Source organism: Xenorhabdus entomophaga, assembly GCF_037996725.1.
Taxonomy (GTDB): domain Bacteria; phylum Pseudomonadota; class Gammaproteobacteria; order Enterobacterales; family Enterobacteriaceae; genus Xenorhabdus; species Xenorhabdus khoisanae.
Genome location: NZ_JBBMXH010000419.1, coordinates 1 through 295 on the forward strand (window position 1 = coordinate 1; position 295 = coordinate 295).

The 295-nt window shown below is 57.6% G+C and carries 1 protein-coding gene; it reads right to left on the reverse strand.

What is annotated here, in order from left to right; all coding sequences use genetic code 11:
- A partial coding sequence (locus AAC854_RS23460) for an IS66 family transposase (RefSeq protein ID WP_340619177.1) occupies window positions 1–295 on the reverse strand: 295 nt, incomplete at both ends.

A 295-nucleotide genomic window follows, 5' to 3' on the forward strand; every position in this document is an offset into this window, starting at 1 on the left:
GCTGAGCAACCAGACCCAGCGGGTGGCCGCTTCCCCGTTGCGTTGATGGGGCGTTTCGTCAATATGGATAACCGCAGATTGCCTGACATAATGCCCTAACGCCTGATGCAGCGGCGTCAACATTGAGCTGATCCGTCCCTGCGCTTCAGAGATAAGGCCCGTGGAGAAGTGGATGCCATAAGTTTCCCGGATCAGGCGCTGTATTTTACTGATGCTCAAGTGATATTGTCCCGACAGGACCGCCATCTGGCTCATCAAACGGGGCCCCAGTTGCCCGGCAGGGGCCTCGTCAGGT